This window comes from Streptomyces sp. GS7 (assembly GCF_009834125.1).
Lineage (GTDB): Bacteria > Actinomycetota > Actinomycetes > Streptomycetales > Streptomycetaceae > Streptomyces.
In genome coordinates this window covers 3,854,126-3,869,452 of the sequence record NZ_CP047146.1, presented here as the reverse complement: position 1 = coordinate 3,869,452, position 15,327 = coordinate 3,854,126, and the positions used below count along the sequence as shown (strand labels likewise).

At 69.8% G+C, this 15,327-nt stretch carries 18 protein-coding genes; 11 read left to right on the top strand and 7 right to left on the bottom strand.

Annotation, left to right across the window (positions count from 1 at the left end; translation table 11 throughout):
• Positions 1-45: 45 nt before the first annotated feature.
• Positions 46-531, bottom strand: a complete 486-nt coding sequence (locus GR130_RS17045; protein WP_159505534.1) for a YfbM family protein — start codon at positions 529-531, stop codon at positions 46-48.
• 357 nt (positions 532-888) lie between these two features.
• Between GR130_RS17045 and GR130_RS17040 the strand changes: the two genes are divergently transcribed.
• Together GR130_RS17040 and GR130_RS17035 are read left to right on the top strand one after the other, a co-directional pair.
• Positions 889-1,266 (top strand): 5-carboxymethyl-2-hydroxymuconate Delta-isomerase, encoded by a 378-nt coding sequence (locus GR130_RS17040; protein WP_159505533.1) that lies wholly within the window; start codon positions 889-891, stop codon positions 1,264-1,266.
• Between the two features lie 158 nt (positions 1,267-1,424).
• Positions 1,425-1,706 (top strand): acylphosphatase, encoded by a 282-nt coding sequence (locus GR130_RS17035; RefSeq protein ID WP_201304914.1) that lies wholly within the window; start codon positions 1,425-1,427, stop codon positions 1,704-1,706.
• Positions 1,707-1,958: 252 nt separating this feature from the next.
• On the opposite strand, the gene GR130_RS17030 is transcribed toward GR130_RS17035, so the two are convergent.
• Positions 1,959-3,503 carry an adenosine deaminase family protein gene (locus tag GR130_RS17030; protein ID WP_236573978.1) on the bottom strand — a complete coding sequence of 515 codons (1,545 nt, stop codon included), beginning with the start codon at positions 3,501-3,503 and terminating at the stop codon, positions 1,959-1,961.
• Positions 3,504-3,760: 257 nt separating this feature from the next.
• Complete coding sequence (locus GR130_RS17025; RefSeq protein ID WP_159505531.1) at positions 3,761-4,687, bottom strand: LysR family transcriptional regulator; 927 nt, start codon at positions 4,685-4,687, stop codon at positions 3,761-3,763.
• Positions 4,688-4,821: 134 nt separating this feature from the next.
• Between GR130_RS17025 and GR130_RS17020 the strand changes: the two genes are divergently transcribed.
• Positions 4,822-6,066, top strand: a complete 1,245-nt coding sequence (locus GR130_RS17020) for an MFS transporter (RefSeq protein WP_159505530.1) — start codon at positions 4,822-4,824, stop codon at positions 6,064-6,066.
• Between the two features lie 258 nt (positions 6,067-6,324).
• Here the strand turns inward: GR130_RS17020 and GR130_RS17015 are convergent, their stop codons facing one another.
• Entirely contained in the window at positions 6,325-7,299 is a 975-nt protein-coding gene (locus tag GR130_RS17015) for a helix-turn-helix transcriptional regulator (protein ID WP_159505529.1), read from the bottom strand.
• Between the two features lie 130 nt (positions 7,300-7,429).
• Between GR130_RS17015 and GR130_RS17010 the strand changes: the two genes are divergently transcribed.
• The 3 genes from GR130_RS17010 to GR130_RS17000 all read left to right on the top strand — a co-directional run bounded on the left by GR130_RS17010 (position 7,430) and on the right by GR130_RS17000 (position 9,626).
• Positions 7,430-7,999, top strand: coding sequence for a DinB family protein (locus tag GR130_RS17010; protein WP_159505528.1), 570 nt, complete (start codon positions 7,430-7,432; stop codon positions 7,997-7,999).
• Positions 8,000-8,484: 485 nt separating this feature from the next.
• Positions 8,485-9,123, top strand: a complete 639-nt coding sequence (locus tag GR130_RS17005) for a LysE family translocator (protein ID WP_159505527.1) — start codon at positions 8,485-8,487, stop codon at positions 9,121-9,123.
• A gap of 107 nt (positions 9,124-9,230) precedes the next feature.
• Positions 9,231-9,626, top strand: a complete 396-nt coding sequence (locus GR130_RS17000; RefSeq protein ID WP_159510031.1) for a GNAT family N-acetyltransferase — start codon at positions 9,231-9,233, stop codon at positions 9,624-9,626.
• Between the two features lie 61 nt (positions 9,627-9,687).
• On the opposite strand, the gene GR130_RS16995 is transcribed toward GR130_RS17000, so the two are convergent.
• A complete protein-coding gene (locus GR130_RS16995; protein WP_159505526.1) occupies positions 9,688-10,431 on the bottom strand; it encodes an SOS response-associated peptidase in 744 nt (247 codons plus the stop codon).
• A 127-nt stretch (positions 10,432-10,558) separates the two neighbouring features.
• Here GR130_RS16995 and GR130_RS16990 point away from each other — a divergent pair, with 127 nt between their 5' ends.
• Positions 10,559-11,386: an SDR family oxidoreductase gene (locus GR130_RS16990; RefSeq protein WP_159505525.1), complete on the top strand. Its 828-nt coding sequence runs from the start codon at positions 10,559-10,561 to the stop codon at positions 11,384-11,386.
• A gap of 69 nt (positions 11,387-11,455) precedes the next feature.
• Here GR130_RS16990 and GR130_RS16985 read toward each other — a convergent pair whose 3' ends face one another.
• Together GR130_RS16985 and GR130_RS16980 are read right to left on the bottom strand one after the other, a co-directional pair.
• Complete coding sequence (locus tag GR130_RS16985; protein WP_159505524.1) at positions 11,456-11,677, bottom strand: hypothetical protein; 222 nt, start codon at positions 11,675-11,677, stop codon at positions 11,456-11,458.
• Between the two features lie 458 nt (positions 11,678-12,135).
• A complete protein-coding gene (locus tag GR130_RS16980) occupies positions 12,136-12,639 on the bottom strand; it encodes a hypothetical protein (RefSeq protein ID WP_201304913.1) in 504 nt (167 codons plus the stop codon).
• Positions 12,640-13,112: 473 nt separating this feature from the next.
• Between GR130_RS16980 and GR130_RS41850 the strand changes: the two genes are divergently transcribed.
• The 4 genes from GR130_RS41850 (at position 13,113) to GR130_RS16960 (ending at position 15,326) form a co-directional block, all read left to right on the top strand.
• On the top strand, positions 13,113-13,475 hold the full coding sequence (locus GR130_RS41850; RefSeq protein ID WP_159505523.1) for a hypothetical protein: 363 nt from the start codon (positions 13,113-13,115) through the stop codon (positions 13,473-13,475).
• Between the two features lie 19 nt (positions 13,476-13,494).
• A complete protein-coding gene (locus GR130_RS16970) occupies positions 13,495-13,665 on the top strand; it encodes a hypothetical protein (RefSeq protein ID WP_159505522.1) in 171 nt (56 codons plus the stop codon).
• A 162-nt stretch (positions 13,666-13,827) separates the two neighbouring features.
• Positions 13,828-14,424 (top strand): TetR/AcrR family transcriptional regulator, encoded by a 597-nt coding sequence (locus GR130_RS16965; protein WP_159505521.1) that lies wholly within the window; start codon positions 13,828-13,830, stop codon positions 14,422-14,424.
• A 14-nt stretch (positions 14,425-14,438) separates the two neighbouring features.
• Positions 14,439-15,326, top strand: a complete 888-nt coding sequence (locus GR130_RS16960) for a phytanoyl-CoA dioxygenase family protein (RefSeq protein ID WP_159505520.1) — start codon at positions 14,439-14,441, stop codon at positions 15,324-15,326.
• Position 15,327: the final 1 nt, after the last annotated feature.

Sequence of the window (15,327 nt, the reverse complement as noted above, 5' to 3'; positions counted from 1 at the left end):
GGAAAGGGGGCAGGGCGGCTGGTCCAGAACGCGCGGAAGCTCAGCTCAGAAGCTGAAGTTCATGAACGCCCCATATCCACCTTCCACCGCCTCCTTGAAGAATGCGACGAGTTCGTCGTAGGAGCGCTCCAGCCAGTCCAGCTCGCCCTCCGGGTCGAGCCTCCAGGTTTTCGGGTACACCTCCTCCTTCATCATCCGCTCCGGGTCGTAGTGCGCCGCCAACCGCTCCCACGGCATCTCCCGAAGCTGCCGTGCCACGCTCTCGATCTGCTCCGCAGACCATCCGAACAGGGTGCCGTCCTCCTGTATCTGGAACCCGTCCATCAGGAAATCAAGTTGCACGTCCGTATCATCGAGCAGGAACTGGAGGCCGGCCCACGCCTTGTCCGGGCCGCCGCGAGGGCGATCCGGTATCGAGACGTCGTCGCTGGTGTACAGCTCGTAGATGTATTCATCGGCCCAACTCGGTTCGTTCTCCGCCCTGTCCAGTTCCTCCGTGGTCGCGCTGATGAATGAGATGCTCACGCCCATGAAAGCCAATCCCCCTTGATTTAGCACGTTTTCAGCACTCTCTCAGTACTGATTCGGCCCGTTGTTCCTACGGCGACGGCGAGTGTTCCACACGGCTCTGACACACCGGCCGCGGTCGGCGGCGAACGACGGAAGCGGTGTGCGAGGGCGTATGGATTCGGGAGGGGTGGTGGGGAGGGGGTTGCACGGGCGGTCCGCTCGTCGAGGCTCCCGGCAAGCGCGGTCGGCCGGTCCGCTAACGTTCCTCTCCACGACGACCCGCACCCAACTGCACCGCCGCAAGGGCCAGATATCGCTGGAAGCAGCCGGTGACCGTCCGCGGCCGCCCGCTGGTTGCCTGTTCCGGGAGGAGATCCTGTGCCGCACATCCTCATCGACCACGACGCGACACTGCGGGAGGTCCTGGACCGCCGCCGCTTCGCCCATGAACTGCACGCGCTCGCCGCGAAGACGGTCGACGGCATCACCGTCGAGAGCTGCAAGACCCGCTTCCGCTGCGTCGACGACGTCGTCATCGCCCACGACGAACCCCAACAGACCCTGATTCACGTGGACTTCGCGATCCTCCCGGGCCGCAGCACGGAAACCAAGACGCTACTGAGCCGGGCCGTCCTCGACCTGGTACGCGCCCACACGGCGGCGGCCACGGGCCGCACGGTGCATGCCTCCGTGGAGGTCCGGGACCTCGACGCGTCCTACGCCAAACACGTGGAGCCGGCGACCACACAGGAGTGACAGCAAGGGTGACGGGGGTGACGACATGTCACCGTCCTGCCTGAGGGCCTGGAGCGTGCCGCGCGCCCAGGCCCCCACCGCACCCCGGGTCGGCTCGCGGGGCGTGCCGGACGCGGTGGTCGTCCCCTGGCCCGGCCCGTTGATCTACAGTCCTGCCCATGGTGAGGAAGCACGTGATCGTGTCCGGCCGGGTGCAGGGCGTCTTCTTCCGGGACACCTGCCGGCAGACCGCTCTTGAGTACGGCGTCTCGGGGTGGGTGCGCAACCTGCCCGACGGGAACGTCGAGGCGGTCTTCGAAGGAGACGAGGACCGCGTCGCGCAGTTGGTCGACTGGGCACACCAGGGGCCACCGTCCGCGGCCGTGGCGAAGGTCGAGGTTCGGGACGAGGAGCCGGGCCGGCTGAGCGGCTTCGAGGTTCTGCCCACGCCTCTCCTGTGAGCGTGTCCGGCACGCGCTACGCGGGTGCCGACAGCCTCCGGGACTTCGGGGCTCCCGGACTCCGGGACTCTGAGGTTCCGGGACTCCGGGGTTCCACCGCGGTAGATGCAGGCGGGGGGCTCGGACCGGGGGCGTGAGGAGCGGCGGCCGGGCTCGCCTGGCCGGTCGGGGCGGGTACGTACGGCAGCGCACGGCCTCGGCGCCCCGTGCGTGACGGGAACGGGTGCGCCGAGGCCGTGCGGGGAACAGCGGTCAGCGGTGGGTGGTGAACTGCCGCTCGAAGGAGGCGAAGGCGGTCTCCTGCCGCCACTCGACGGCTGCCTTGGGGCTGGACGCGAGCAGGCGGCGGCAGGCGGCACCGGGGGTTCTGCCGCCGGGGAGCTGTCCGCGGCAGGCGGCGGCCGGGTGGTAGCCGTACCGGGTCGGGTTGCCCTGCCACAGGCTGCGGCCCGGCAGGAACGAGTACTGCAGCGAGGCGCGGGCCAGATCCTTCAGTTCGCCGTAGCCGAGACCGTACGTGGTGGACGCGTACTGGTACTCGTGCGAGATGTCGATGCGGGAGATGCCGGGGTCGTCGGTGGCCAGCACGATCGGCACCCCGTACGCGCGGTAGGTCGTGAAGGGGTGCTCGGCTCCCTTCACACCGAGGATCTGGGCGTTACTGGTGAAGGGGACCTCGACGGCCACCTGGCGCTCGGCCATGGTCCGTGCCAGCTGCCGCCAGTTGTCCTCGTGGACGAGGTCGACGCCGTGGCCGATGCGTTCGGCGTGGGCGACGTTGACGGCCTCGTCGATGTGGGACTTCAGGTCCTCCGGCTTGGCCAGGCCCGGCCACAACTCGCCCGCGTGCAGGGTGATGTGGGCGCGCGGATAGGTGCGGTGCAGATAGGCGAGCATCCGCATCTGGAGGGAGTAGTCGCGCAGGGCGACCTCGCCGTCCTCGGGCTGGACGAGGTTGACCGCGGTGAACCGTCCGTCCCGCTCGGCCAGGCGCAGGCCCAGTTCCATCTGCGTGAAGACCCGCTGGGGGCTGCTGCCGCGGGAGACCTGGGAGTTCCAGCGGACGGTCAGGCGGCAGCCCGGGGCGGGGTGGGAGGTGCCGCAGTGGGAAGCCGTACGGAGCTCGGCGTCGGCGTCGTCGGCTTCCTTGCGGGCGGTGGCCACCAGGCGGTCCAGTCCGCCGTCAGCGACCAGGGCCTTGTGCATACGGTCGAAGTCGCCGTCCCAACCGACCTGGTCGGCAAGCTTCTTGGCGTCCTCGGAGGCGGGCGTGACCAGTGTCTCCAGGTAGAACTGGTTCTGCCCGGCGATGTCGTCGGCGACCTTCGACAGCAGCTTGCCGCGGTGGCGCCAGGTCACCTCACCGAACTTGCCGAACGTGTCGAAGAAGTGGTCGTGCCCTGGCTGTCCCGCCGGGAAGTCCTCCATGGACCAGGCGCGCATCAGAGCGTCGCGGAAGGCCCGGTCGGTCCGGGCGTCGACCGCCGGCCGCTTCCCGGGACCGCACGGCGCCCCGACCGCCGTCATGGTCTTTTCGTCGATGCACAGTCCGTCCTCGGCGGCGAGCGATATCAGGTACTCGGTGGGTATGGCGCCGGAGAGGTGGTTGTGCAGATCACCGCCCTTCGGCAGGTGCAGGAAGAAGCCGCGCAGCCGCGCCGGGTCCTGGCGCACGGACTCCAGGTAGGCGGCGGTGCGCGCTTCGGCCGCGGTCGTCGGGCGTACGGAACGCGACGTCGGGGCGGAGGAGCCGGCCGGCTGCGCGGCGGCGGGCAGCGCGGACGACAACGACAGCATGCTGAGGGTGGCCAGACCGACCCGGAAAGCCCGGCGGCGGTTCACGGCACGACGATGATCATGATTCACCATCGCATCGTTGCTGCTCAACCGGGCTATCGGGAGACACTTTTCGGCAATTTCCCACGGCCGGGAACCCGGCAGGGTTCCCAGCGGGTCCGGCCTTCACGACGGCGGACGTTCGGCGGGCGCCTGGCGCTTCCCACTCCAGTGCCCCCTCACCTCCCGGGTGTCGGGTCGTCCCGCGGTCCTGACCGCTACGCCCAAGTAGGCGTCCAGGTCCCGGCGTCGGAGTGGTCGCGCCGCCCGGAGCGGAGGTGGTCGCGGAGCGCGGCGAGTCCCGGATGCGGGTTGTCGCGGTGCCATACCAGTGAGTGCGGGTAGACGGGTGTCGGGTTCCGCACGGCGATGCGCCGCAGGCCGTGGTCGACGGGCCAGACGAGGCGCGTCTCCTCGCCGACGAAGGTCGCCAGTGACCGGGAGTCGGTGATGGTGTCCAGCAGCGGTTCGATACCGAAGTCGGGGCCGGTGATCTCGATGGTGAGCGCGAACGCGGTGGCGAGGGCGTCGTAGTAGGCGCCCCACTCGGTGCCGGGGACGATGCCGGGCATCCAGATCCGGTGTCCGACGAGTTCGGCGGGCGTGACCGCGCGGGCGCCGGCGAGTTCGTGGGCCGGTCCCGTGAGGAGCTCGATCGGCTCGTCGAAGACCCGGGCGGCCCCGATGTCGTCGGGAAGCTGCCGGCCGGGCATGGTGACGGCGCGGAAGGAAGCGTCGATCGTGCCGGTCCGGATGGCGTTGATGGCCGCGTCGGCGTCGAAGAGCGTCACGACATCGAGCTCGATCTCGGGGTGCGCACGATGGAAGTCGCGCAGCAGGCCGGCCGGGGCGAGCCGCCGGCCGATCACGTCGACGCGCAGCGCGCGGCGGCCGGGACGAACTGAGGCGACCGCCCGCTCTTCGACCCGTAGAAGATCGCGGGCGTGCGGCAGGAACGCCTGTCCGTCGATGGTGAGCGTCGCGCCTCGCGCGGTGCGGGTGAACAGCCGCGCACCGAGGATCTTCTCCAGCGTGGCGATGCGTTTGGAGACGGCCTGCTGGGTGATCGACAGTTCGGCGGCAGCGTCTTGGAACCGCCCGGCGTCGGCGGCGGCCACGAAGGTGCGCACAACATCGAGATCCACGCCGACCACGGTACATGCACAACCAATGGTTGTGCTTTGCTGTCGGGTCGGTTGTTTGATCCGGGCATCTGCCAGTCGCTTTGATACCGATGGTCATCGAGTGGTTGTTCACATCGGCGAGAGGCGCGTGGGACATGGCGGGCAGGCGGACGCTGGGGCGGCAGTTCCGGCGGTTGTGGGCAGCGTACGCGGTCAGCGTGTACGGCACATGGCTCGGGTTCGGTGCGTTTCCCCTGATCGCGGTCCTCGTGCTGCACTCCGGGCCGACCCAGGTGGCGGCGCTGTCTGCCGCGGGGCGGGCGGTGGGGGCCGTGGTGGCGGTGCCGCTCGGTCCGTGGGTGGAGTTCCGCCGCAAGCGGCCGGTCATGGTGGCGATGGACCTGACCCGTTTCGCCGCGTTGCTGAGCGTCCCCGCCGCGTTCGCGCTCGGCTGGCTCAGCTTCGTGCAACTTCTCGTCGTCTCCGTCGTGGTCGCCGCGGCCGACATCACCTTCAGGGCGGCCAGCGGTGCGTATCTGAAGGCGCTCGTGCCGCCGGAGGACCTGCTCGTCGCGAATGGCCGGTTCGAGTCCACGATGTGGACCGCGACGGTGGTCGGACCACCGCTCGGCGGGGCCGCGATCGGGCTGTTCGGCCCGGTGACGAGTGTGGTGGCCGACGCGGTCAGCTACCTGCTGTCGGCACTGGGCATCCGCTCCATCGGCGGGAGCGAGCCGCGCCCCGCACGGACCGGTGCACCGCGGCTGCGCGCCGGGGATCTGCTCGAAGGATGGCGCCACATCCTCACCCATCCCACGCTGCGCCCGCTGCTCTTCAACTCCATCGTGGCCAACGGCCTGATCATGGCCTCCGAGCCGCTGCTCGCCGTACTCCTGCTGGGCCACCTCGGGTTCGCACCCTGGCAGTACGGTTTCGTGTTCGCGGCCCCTTGCGTCGGCGGTCTCGTCGGGTCACGCCTGGCGCCCCGCCTCGTGGCGCGGTTCGGACAGCACAAGGTGATGCTCACCGCCGGGGCGCTGCGCGCGTGTTGGCCTGTGGGATTGGCGTTCGTCCGGCCCGGCGTCCCCGGGATGGTACTGATCATCGTCCTCCAGCTCGGACTGGTGACCTGCTGCGCTGTGTTCAACCCCGTGCTGGCCACCTACCGGCTCGACCACACCGCCCCCGACCGGGTCGCCCGGACGCTGTCCGCGTGGGCGGTCAGCAGCAGCACCAGCATCGCGGCCATGACCGCCGTGTGGGGTCTGCTGGCCGCCGTCACCAGCCCCCGCACCGCGATCGCGCTCGCCGGAGTCCTCCTCCTGGCCACCCCGCTCCTGCTCCCGCGCCGCGAGAAGGCGCCCCGGAACACAACGGAACAGGCCGCGGGCCTCACCTGACACCGGCGGCTGCCGCACCACGGCCCGGCAGGCAGACGAACGCGGCTACCAGGTCGTCTTCGGATCCGACGACACGGTCGCCGAGGACGACTCCCGACAGGAGCCGGAACACGCCGTGCTGCGCAAGAGCCCGTGTGCCCACCGCAGTTGAGCCGCGGTCGGGTGCTCGCCTGAGCCGCGGTCGGGTGCTCGCCGTCGGCCGTTGGCAAGGCAAGCCGCCCGCTGCCCCCGGGGCCAGGGCAGTTCCCGGGGGCAGACCTATCCCCCGCCGCGCCGGGACGACGCGCGGTGGAAGCGGGTACCCCACTCGTGGATCCGGTCGAGCAGTTCGGGCGGGTGCAGCACATGGAAGTCCGCGCCGAGCACGCCCATCGCCATGGCCGGCCAGTCCAGGGAGTCGGCGGTCATACGTACACGGCAGTGCCCGGCGTCGACCTCCTCGACCGTTCCCCATCGGCCGATCCGTTCGCGCACGGTCGCGGCCGGGGCGTCGACCAGAACCTCCACGCGGTACGGGCGGGGAACGTTGTTCAGGCGGGCACGGACGAATTCGGCGGCGTCGGCGGCGGGCAGGTCCCGAAGCCGGAACCGGGAGCCGGTGCTGTGCGGTGCGGTGAGCCGGTCGACCCGGAAGGTGCGCCAGTCGTGCCGGGCGACGTCGTAGGCGACCAGGTACCAGCGCCGGCGGAGACGGACCAGGCGATGGGGTTCGACGTGCCGGTCGGTGATCCGGCCGTCGGCGGCGCTGTAGGAGAAGCGGAGCTGCTCGGTGTCCCGGCACGCCAAGGCGACCGTGGTGAGGACGGCGGAGTCGACGTCCGCCCCGGCCTCCGCGCCCCAGTCGGCCGGCTCGGTCATCGTGCGCAGGCTCTCCACCCGGCGCCGCAGCCGGGCCGGCATCACCTGCACGACCTTGGCCAGCACCCGGACCGAGGACTCGGCGATGCCCTCCACCGCGCCCTGGGCCGCGGTCTGCAGCCCCACGGCCAGGGCCACCGCCTCCTCGTCGTCGATCACCAACGGCGGCAGTGCCGCGCCCGCAGCGAGCTGGTAGCCGCCGTCGACGCCGCGCTGCGCCTCGACCGGATATCCCAGCTCCCGCAGCCGGTCGATGTCCCGCCGAAGGGTGCGGACCGAAATCCCCAGTCTCTCGGCCAGCTCGGTGCCTGGCCAGTACCGGTGGGTCTGAAGCAGGGACAGCAATTGCAACGTCCGGGTACTGGTATTTGCCATGTCCTTGATTCTCCCCGTATTCAGGTCAGAAAGTGACCGCTATGGCTCCTAACGTCATCCCTGACCGACGGAACAGGGACGCCGACGGCACGAGACGCCGACGGCACGGAACCAAGGGAAGACGGAGACCATGAGCGAGATCATCACCGGCACGGAATCCACCGACCGCGACCCGGCCGACGCTCCGGCCGCCACCGGTGAGCGTGCCGACCTGCTGGCGTTGCTGGCCCACCAGCGGCGGTTCCTGCGCTTCACCACCCGCGACCTCACCGACGACCAGGCCCGGCAGCGGACCACGGCCAGCGAGCTGTGCCTGGGCGGTCTGATCAAGCACGTCACCTCGGTCGAGCGGCACTGGGGGGACTTCGTCCTGGAGGGCCCGTCCGCGATGGGCGACTTCACCGCCATGACCGAGGAGGACTGGGCCCGCCGGGCCGACGAGTTCCGCCTGCTGCCCACCGAGACGCTGGCCGGTGTGCTGGCCGACTACGCCGAAGTGGCCCGCCGGACAGACGAGTTGGTCGCCACCCTGCCCGACCTGAACGCCACCCAGCCGCTGCCGAAGGCCCCGTGGTTCGAAGCGGGGGCACGTTGGACGGTGCGCCGGGTGGTGATGCACGTCATCGCCGAAACCGCCCAGCACGCCGGCCACGCCGACATCATCCGCGAGTCCCTGGACGGCGCCAAGAGCATGGGCTGACTGGCCGGCGGGGCAGGGTTGTTGCCCCACCGCGTCCTCGTACGTTCGACTCGTACGAGGACGCGGGGCACCACTGCGGGGCATCAGATCAGGAGTGGAAGGTGACTTCCGAGCGGGGGGCTTGTCACACACGGCGCAGGTGAGCGTCCGCCCGTCGGGAAAGGTGGTGCCCGAGTTCTCGTAGGTGTGGTCGACGAGCGCGACGACGTACCCGCGGCCGGCCAGTTGCTCGGCGAGGCAGATCAGTTCGGTGCGCGGCGTGCCGAATCCGGGCGAGAGCATGACCAGCGGGAATCTGCCGTGTTCCGGGCGCAGCGCGACGGATTCCGGTCATGGCGGCGACGCTACGGCGCGGGCAACGGAGTTGACGTCTCCGCGGTGTGGGTAGGGCGGTGCTCGTAGGCGCGGCGCAGGGTCACGGGCGCTGCGCCCCGGGCGGGAAAACGGCATGAGATGCGCACCGTGTGCGTGCTTACATGAACACCATGGTGCCTGCTGACCGCCTGCTCGCCTTTGCGGCCATGTCATTCCTGCTGATCGTGATTCCCGGGCCCAGCGTCCTCTTCGTCGTCGGGCGCGCGCTGGCACAAGGGCGCCGCGCCGCGCTGACCACCGTCGTGGGGAACACCTTGGGAGCCTATGTGCTCATCGTGGCCGTGGCACTGGGAGTCGGGGCCGTCGTGGAACGCTCCGTCGTCGTCTTCACCGTGCTCAAACTGGCCGGCGCCGCCTACCTCGTGTGTCTCGGCGTCAGGGCGTGGCGTGAACGCGGCTCGTTCCAGGCCGCGTTCACCGCCGACAAGGCGGCGCGGGGCAGCCTGCGTACGCTGTGGGAGGGTTTCGCGGTCGGTGTGGCGAACCCCAAGACCATGGTGTTCTTCGCGGCCGTGCTGCCGCAGTTCGTCGACCGCGGCCAAGGGCACGTCACGGCGCAGATGCTGTTGCTCGGGCTGGTCTTCAACATCATCGCCGTGGCCTCCGACAGTGCGTGGGGACTGGCCGCGGCCACCGCACGGGACTGGTTCGCCCGCTCGCCCCGCCGGCTTTCCCTGGTTGGCGGCCTCGGCGGGCTGGCCATGATCGGCCTCGGTGTCACCGTCGCCGCCACAGGCCGCAAGGACTGACCTGGCGTGCTACTTGCCTTTTCCAAGTTCGCACTTGGAAAAACCAATCCGCGTCACTACGCTGCTTCTTCGTGATCAGAAGCAGGGAAGACGGCTACGAACTCTCCATGGACCCGGATCGTCTCGATGTCGCCCTCGTGCACCGCTGGCTCTCGACTGATGCGTTCTGGGCACTGGGACGCAGCCGGGAAACGGTCGAGCAGTCGATACGCGGCTCGGTGAACTTCGGCATCTACGACTCCGTGGGCTCCCAAGTCGCCTACGCCCGCGTCGTCACCGACCGGGCCACCTTTGCCTGGCTGTGCGATGTGTATGTCGCTCCTGAGCACCGTGGCAAGGGCCTCGGAACCCGGCTGGCCGGCGCGGTGCGCGATCACCTCGCCCCCTACAAGCTCAAGCGGGTTCTGCTCGCCACGCGCGACGCTCACGAGGTCTACGCGAAGGTCGGCTTCGCGCCCGTCCCGGACCCGGAGAACTTGATGATCTTGCGTCCGGCACCGTGAACCGACCGGCTCACGGGGCCAACTCGCCGGTGCGCAACGCAGCTGAGCCTGCCGGCCGGCCTCAGGCGTGGTCGTCGGCGGCGGCGTCCAGGAGCTGCGGGCCGTTGTTGCGAACGTTGTTGACCGCGGTGGACACCGCTCGGGTGTTCAGGTGGCCGGCGGCGGGGGCGGCCAGCAGGGCGCGGAGTTCGTCGGCGTTGTGGTGGGCGGGGTCGAGCCAGGCGCTCCAGTCGGCGGGGGCGATGGCCAGCGGCATGCGGGGGTGGACGCGTCCGGCGGCGTCGCTGGCTTCGGTCGTGATGATCGTGCAGGTCGTCCACCATGCCCCTGGCGCGTCGTCGTCGGCGATGTCGGGGTCGCGCCAGTACTCGTAGAGGCCGGCGAGCGCCATGACCTGGCCGTCCTCGGGGCTGATGAAGTACGGCTGCTTGCGGGCCTTGGACGTCTCGGTTGCCGCGAGGGCCTGCCATTCGTAGAAGCCGTCGGCCGGCAGGAGGCAGCGGCGCTTGGCGAAGGCCCGGCGGTAGGCCGGCTTCTCCGCGACGGTCTCGACCCTGGCGTTGATCATTCTCGCGCCGACGTTCAGGCTCTTCGCCCAGGACGGCACCAGGCCCCAGCGCAGCGGTCGCAGCTGCCGGGTGATCTCGCCGGTGTCACGCGCGACGCGTTCGAGGACCGACCACACGTCGTTGGTCGGAGCCACGTTCCAGTTCGGGGCGAGCGCCTGGGCAGGGTCCCAGGAAGCGACGTCGAACATGCCCGCAAGGTCCTGCGGGCGGCGGGTGGAGACGTATCGGCCGCACATACCCCCACCCTGCCATGCGGCGGCCGTCGGCGGCGGCACGCTCCGCGGAACGGTGTGTGGGCCGCCGTTGGCAAAAAACCGTCGCAACCCGCATGGAGCGCCGCGCGGGGCCCTAACGTGGCGCCTCGTGAACATCCTGATCGTAGGCGGAAGCGGTTTCCTGGGCCGCGAGTTGGCTCGGCAGGCGTGGGCGGACGGGCACGCCGTGACGGCGACCTTCGCGACCCGCGCCGGTGACCTCCCCGGGATCCGCTGGCTGCCCTTGGACCTGCGTCGCGGGGAGGAGATCGCGCCGACGCTCGGGAAGGCCCGGCCGGACGTCGTCATCAATGCGGCGTACCGCAAGGCCGACTGGGCCACCACGGCCGAGGGAGCGATCTGCCTGGCGATGGCCGCCGCGCGGCACGGATCCCGGCTGGTGCACGTATCCAGTGACGCCGTCTTCTCCGGCTCCGACGTCCACTACGGCGAGTCCGCCGTGCCCGATCCGGTCACCCCCTACGGGGCTGCGAAGGCGGCGGCCGAGACCGCGATCCGCCTGTTCGCCCCGGCCGCCGTCATCGCTCGCACCTCGCTGATCATCGGCGACGGTGGCTCCGTGCACGAGGCGTTCGTCCACGATCTGGCCGCCGGGCGACGCCATGGCGTGCTGTTCACCGATGACGTCCGGTGCCCCGTTCACGTCGCCGACCTCGCCCGGGCCATTCTTGAGCTGGCCGCCTCCGGCCACGCGGGCGTCTGCCACCTCGCCGGGTCCGATGCCGTCAGCCGACATGAACTCGGTGTCCTGATCGCCGACCGCGACGGCCTGGACGTCGCCATGCTGACCGCCGGAAGCCGCGCCGGCACCGGCTTCCCGGGGGCGCTGGACGTCCGCTTGGACAGCACTCGGACGCAACGCTCCTTGCGCACCACACTGCGCGGCGCTCGCGACTTCCTCCGTCGTGAGAGCTGACGGGTGTCTTTCCCTTCCCACGAAACCGCCGAGTCGGCGGCGGCAGTCGTCGTCGGCCGGCTGCTGTACTCACAGGGGCAGGGTGCTCGGCTTTCCCGCGAGGGTCTTTCCGACGTACCGGTCGATGACCGGAAGGCTCGTCGCCCTGAGCACCGCGCGGCGGACGTGGAGCTGCCGGGCGGAGTGGGGGACGAACCAGCGGGCGGCGTTCCGTGCGGTGCGCTGCCGGTCCGCGACGACCGGCCGCCAGGACCGCTCGTAGTGGTCCAGTTGCGGTCCCGACCGTGGCATCCCGGTCGAGGCGTTGGGCCAGGAGGTAGGCGCCGGCGATGGCCGGGGAGGCGCCTTGGCCGGCGAGGAGGGAGACCGCCCGGCAGGCGTCGCCGACGAGGGTGACATGGCCGCGGCTCCAGGACGGCAGGTCGATCTGTGCGACCTGGTCGTAGTGGACGTGGTCGGCGGGCGGGCATCGGTCCGCGTTTGGCCGCAATCTCAACCACCCCTCGGCCACTGAACTACGCACTTGCTGGAACACGACAGGCTGCGGACGAAAAGCATTACGTGGCGAGCATGGACGGCAGCTCCACTGACCCGCCAGCCGACCGGCACGACCCGACCGACACTCCGGCGGCCAGATTCACCCCGCCTCCTGCGACCCACACCGGCACGCTCCCCAAGGGCTGACCGACCCGCTGAGCAAGGGCTGACCGACCCGCTGAGCCAGAAGTAGCAGCCCGCAGGCACTGACCTCAGCAACGCCCAGACGTCCCCATCGCCTCCCCCCGGCACCGCCGACCGCCCCCGCGCCCCGCCGCCTCCGCGACGTGCGTCAGATGGCCCTGCAGTCGCGCATGGCGGAACTGGTAGACGGCGCCGGCCTGCCGCAGTACCCCCCGCTGGTAGGCGTCGTCCAGAAACGCGTGCACGGCCCATGGCAGCCGCCCCCTCAGCGGCAGCCAGATCCGGATCAGGACCACCCACTGCCCCCAGGCGGTCAGACTGAGCACGTATGCGATCCCGAACATGACTCCGGCCATGAACCCGAACACGACCCCGTTGACCAGGCCGGTCCCCAGCACGCTCCCGAACTCGAACGGCATCGCGCCGAGGAATCCCCACGAGTGCCAAAGCCTCCCGACAACCTCCGCCACGTACCCGCCGCCGAACCCGGCAAGGAGACCGCCTCCACAACCGACGACGACCGACCACACGAGCAATTGGAAGAACACCGTCCGGCGGATGCTGCGCAGCACGTCGGAGGGACTGACCGCAGACCGGACGTCGACAGGGGCCTCGAACCCGGACACGAGGCCGATCCCGAGTCCCCACAGGAGTCCCAGGAAGACCCACGATCTCGCCCACCCCCAAGCCCCCGGAACCTTTAGGGAATTACGAGCATCCCCGCGGCAATGGACACGCACCACCTCGCCTCATGTGCACGTAGCGAGAAGAAATCACGCCCACTGCGAGGAAAGTGTCCTGCCTCATCGCTGGGGAACAGCTGGAGAGCGTGCACGCACAAATCTGAGGTACTGAAGGGAAGACGTAGCGCTCGGTCAACGCCTCGCTCCTTGGGCACGGCCACCGGACCAGTAGTCGAAATCACCTATGCAGCTGCCACCACGACGAGTGAGGGCGGGAAGTCGATAGCTTCGTGAAGAGGGCGACAATACCCTCGACGCCGTTCTGTCGACTGGCTGGCCACGGTGCTACGGAGGCCGAGGAGATGCCGACCGGAGCCAGGCCCAACACCGCCCATCTTCCGCAGTGGATCCACACACCGGCGATCTGCAGTGCGACGCGTCGGGCAGGTCAGACCTCGTACTCGTCTGACCAGCCGCTCGTCCAGGTCGCTCGCCCATTGCTGGGCCCAGCCTCTGAGTTCGGCGATGGCGTTCTGAGTGAGGCCGTAGGCGGCGAACTCCTCGTCGTCGTACCGCTCGGCGCCAGCGAGCCGGTCGCGCAGATCACCGAAGCGGAAGGCGTCGCGCCCGTGGCGTTCGCCGAGCTGCTCGAGTTCCCGGCGGGTGCGGTGTTCGGCGGCCGCGTGCACGTCGATGAGGTCCCGGACGGCGCCGCGGTCGGCTAGGGCGCGGACCTTGGTGCCGATGACGTCGGACCGCGACCGGGACGCCGTGCTCGTCGACGAGGGGGACACCACCGGCGCACCTACGGCTCCACCACCGTCGACCACGAAAGCGAAACTCGCCCAGCTCGACGAGAAGGGCCACCACCCGCTGCGGACCGCGGCCACGGACGACCCGGCAGCCGGTCTGTAGCCACAATCGGTCCCAGGAGCAGGTACCGCACCCGATGCGCAGGCTACGCGGTCGAATCCGGACGGTGCGGCGGAGTCGGCATCCTGAAGGACCGTGACGGCCGCTCGGCGGCTGATCTGGGATACCTTGACTGTTGAGTTGAGCTCACCTCAATCTCCTGGCATGAACACACCGTCACCGTCTCGGGGCGCCGCCTCGCGGAACAAACTGCTGCGCGCCGCCGCCGAAGAACTAGCCGACAGCGGTGTGTTGGAGGTAGCTGCCGTCGCCCGGCGGGCTGGGGTCAGCACGGGACTGCCCTACCGTTACTTCGGCACCCGCAGCGGTCTGCTCATCGCGGTGGTCTATGCCCTCTATGAGCGACTCGACGGTGCCTGCGCGGTGCGCGAATACGACGCTGCGACCTGGGCCGAGCGGGAACAGCTGCGGGTACGTGACTGGGTCGACTTCCTGTATGCCGAGCCGCTTGCCCCGATGATCCTCGGCGGCCTGGCCGGCGACGGCGACGTAGCCGCCTGCCACACGGGCCAACTGTCCCGTCTGATCGAACTGGGCGCGCGCAACATCGCCCATGCCCAAGGCTGCGGTGAGCTTCCCGCCGACCGTGATCCAGAACTGCTGGCCGCTGCCGTGCTCAGCGGAACCACCGCCCTGGTCTCGGTCGCGCTCACCCGCACTCCACGTCCGCCCGCCACCGCTGCCGCCACCCAGCTATGGGCGTTTGTCGCCGGTGCCGTGGGCCTGCCCGCCACCACCTGAAAAGGGGCTTCCCCATGTCCGCCCGACCGTCGCTCGGACCCGAGCACCAAGTCGAGACCCTGGAAGACCTCACCGGCGACCTGGCCCGTACACACCGCACCACCCCCAGCGCGGGCGCCGCCTTCGATCCCGCAACGGTTGAGTCCGATCTCGCCGCAGTCGCACGTGATGGCTACGTCATCTTGGAGAACCTGCTCACCCCGACCGAATGCCACCAGATCCAGGAAGCAGTTGCCTCCCTGCTCAGCCGCACCGGCCGCAACGCATTTGAAGGCCACCGCACCCAGCGGGTCTACAGCCTGCTCAACAAAACCCGCGCCTGCGACCGGCTCATCGACCATCCACGCATCCTGGCACTGCTGGACCGACTGTTCGAACCCAACTACCTGCTCTCCCAACTGCAGGTCATCAACATTCTTCCCGGCGAGGACGCGCAACTGCTGCACCCCGACGACGGCCTCTACCCCGTCCCACGCCCCCGCCACCCGCTCGGCGCCGCCACCATCTGGGCCATCGACCCGTTCACCGCGGACAACGGCACGACTGTCCTCCTGCCCGGCAGCAACCGGTGGGGGGACAAGCGCCGCCCCACCGACCAGGACCCACGGATCGCGGCCGAAATGCCGCCCGGCTCGTGCGTATTCTTCGTCGGCACCCTCTGGCACAGCGGAGGCGCCAACACCTCCAGCCTTCCCCGCCTTGCTCTCACCGCTCAGTACTGCCGGCCCTGGCTGCGTCCTCAGGAGGCATTCACCCTGTCCACCAGCCGCGACACCGTCCAGGCGGTGTCCGAGGACATCCGTCGCATGCTTGGCTACAGCATTCACCCCCCGTTCATGGGCATGGTCGACGGCATGCACCCCAAACGCCTTCTCGACAACGACAACGCCCCGGCCAAGTAGT

What these genes read in the sequence shown, in the direction of transcription:
- GR130_RS17045 (WP_159505534.1), bottom strand. Translation starts at nt 531, where the DNA reads ATGGGCGTGAGCATCTCATTCATCAGCGCGACCACGGAGGAACTGGAC.
- GR130_RS17035 (WP_201304914.1), top strand. Translation starts at nt 1,425, where the DNA reads ATGGTGAGGAAGCACGTGATCGTGTCCGGCCGGGTGCAGGGCGTCTTC.
- GR130_RS17030 (WP_236573978.1), bottom strand. Translation starts at nt 3,503, where the DNA reads ATGCTGTCGTTGTCGTCCGCGCTGCCCGCCGCCGCGCAGCCGGCCGGC.
- GR130_RS17020 (WP_159505530.1), top strand. Translation starts at nt 4,822, where the DNA reads ATGGCGGGCAGGCGGACGCTGGGGCGGCAGTTCCGGCGGTTGTGGGCA.
- GR130_RS17015 (WP_159505529.1), bottom strand. Translation starts at nt 7,299, where the DNA reads ATGGCAAATACCAGTACCCGGACGTTGCAATTGCTGTCCCTGCTTCAG.
- GR130_RS17010 (WP_159505528.1), top strand. Translation starts at nt 7,430, where the DNA reads ATGAGCGAGATCATCACCGGCACGGAATCCACCGACCGCGACCCGGCC.
- GR130_RS17005 (WP_159505527.1), top strand. Translation starts at nt 8,485, where the DNA reads ATGGTGCCTGCTGACCGCCTGCTCGCCTTTGCGGCCATGTCATTCCTG.
- GR130_RS17000 (WP_159510031.1), top strand. Translation starts at nt 9,231, where the DNA reads ATGGACCCGGATCGTCTCGATGTCGCCCTCGTGCACCGCTGGCTCTCG.
- GR130_RS16995 (WP_159505526.1), bottom strand. Translation starts at nt 10,431, where the DNA reads ATGTGCGGCCGATACGTCTCCACCCGCCGCCCGCAGGACCTTGCGGGC.
- GR130_RS16985 (WP_159505524.1), bottom strand. Translation starts at nt 11,677, where the DNA reads ATGCCACGGTCGGGACCGCAACTGGACCACTACGAGCGGTCCTGGCGG.
- GR130_RS41850 (WP_159505523.1), top strand. Translation starts at nt 13,113, where the DNA reads ATGCCGACCGGAGCCAGGCCCAACACCGCCCATCTTCCGCAGTGGATC.
- GR130_RS16970 (WP_159505522.1), top strand. Translation starts at nt 13,495, where the DNA reads ATGACGTCGGACCGCGACCGGGACGCCGTGCTCGTCGACGAGGGGGAC.
- GR130_RS16965 (WP_159505521.1), top strand. Translation starts at nt 13,828, where the DNA reads ATGAACACACCGTCACCGTCTCGGGGCGCCGCCTCGCGGAACAAACTG.
- GR130_RS16960 (WP_159505520.1), top strand. Translation starts at nt 14,439, where the DNA reads ATGTCCGCCCGACCGTCGCTCGGACCCGAGCACCAAGTCGAGACCCTG.